This window comes from Bacillus sp. LB7, assembly GCF_030449715.1.
Classification (GTDB): domain Bacteria; phylum Bacillota; class Bacilli; order Bacillales; family Bacillaceae; genus Bacillus; species Bacillus paralicheniformis.
This window is the reverse complement of the sequence record NZ_JASGCA010000050.1, coordinates 1-1,400: the sequence shown is the minus strand read 5'-3', so window position 1 is coordinate 1,400 and position 1,400 is coordinate 1. Positions and strand designations below refer to the sequence as shown.

General features: G+C 52.5%; 1 rRNA gene. It reads left to right on the top strand.

Annotated elements, in window-relative coordinates:
- Positions 1–1,400 (top strand): 23S ribosomal RNA (locus QMZ64_RS22985); the annotation flags it as partial.

Sequence of the window (1,400 nt, the reverse complement as noted above, 5' to 3'; positions counted from 1 at the left end):
ATATCTGAATTCATAGGATATGAGAAGGCAGACCCGGGGAACTGAAACATCTAAGTACCCGGAGGAAGAGAAAGCAAATGCGATTCCCTGAGTAGCGGCGAGCGAAACGGGATTAGCCCAAACCAAGAGGCTTGCCTCTTGGGGTTGTAGGACACTCTGTACGGAGTTACAAAGGAACGAGGTAGATGAAGAGGTCTGGAAAGGCCCGCCATAGGAGGTAACAGCCCTGTAGTCAAAACTTCGTTCTCTCCTGAGTGGATCCTGAGTACGGCGGAACACGTGAAATTCCGTCGGAATCCGGGAGGACCATCTCCCAAGGCTAAATACTCCCTAGTGACCGATAGTGAACCAGTACCGTGAGGGAAAGGTGAAAAGCACCCCGGAAGGGGAGTGAAAGAGATCCTGAAACCGTGTGCCTACAAGTAGTCAGAGCCCGTTAACGGGTGATGGCGTGCCTTTTGTAGAATGAACCGGCGAGTTACGATCCCGTGCAAGGTTAAGTTTGAAAAGACGGAGCCGCAGCGAAAGCGAGTCTGAATAGGGCGCATGAGTACGTGGTCGTAGACCCGAAACCAGGTGATCTACCCATGTCCAGGGTGAAGTTCAGGTAACACTGAATGGAGGCCCGAACCCACGCACGTTGAAAAGTGCGGGGATGAGGTGTGGGTAGGGGTGAAATGCCAATCGAACCTGGAGATAGCTGGTTCTCTCCGAAATAGCTTTAGGGCTAGCCTCAAGGTAAGAGTCTTGGAGGTAGAGCACTGATTGGACTAGGGGCCCCTACCGGGTTACCGAATTCAGTCAAACTCCGAATGCCAAAGACTTATCCTTGGGAGTCAGACTGCGAGTGATAAGATCCGTAGTCGAAAGGGAAACAGCCCAGACCGCCAGCTAAGGTCCCAAAGTATACGTTAAGTGGAAAAGGATGTGGAGTTGCTTAGACAACCAGGATGTTGGCTTAGAAGCAGCCACCATTTAAAGAGTGCGTAATAGCTCACTGGTCGAGTGACTCTGCGCCGAAAATGTACCGGGGCTAAACGTATCACCGAAGCTGCGGACTGTTCTTACGAACAGTGGTAGGAGAGCGTTCTAAGGGCTGTGAAGCGAGACCGGAAGGACTCGTGGAGCGCTTAGAAGTGAGAATGCCGGTATGAGTAGCGAAAGAGGGGTGAGAATCCCCTCCACCGAATGCCTAAGGTTTCCTGAGGAAGGCTCGTCCGCTCAGGGTTAGTCGGGACCTAAGCCGAGGCCGAAAGGCGTAGGCGATGGACAACAGGTTGATATTCCTGTACCACCTCCTCACCATTTGAGCAATGGGGGGACGCAGGAGGATAGGGTAAGCGCGGTATTGGATATCCGCGTCCAAGCAGTTAGGCTGGGAAATAGGCAAATCCGTTTCC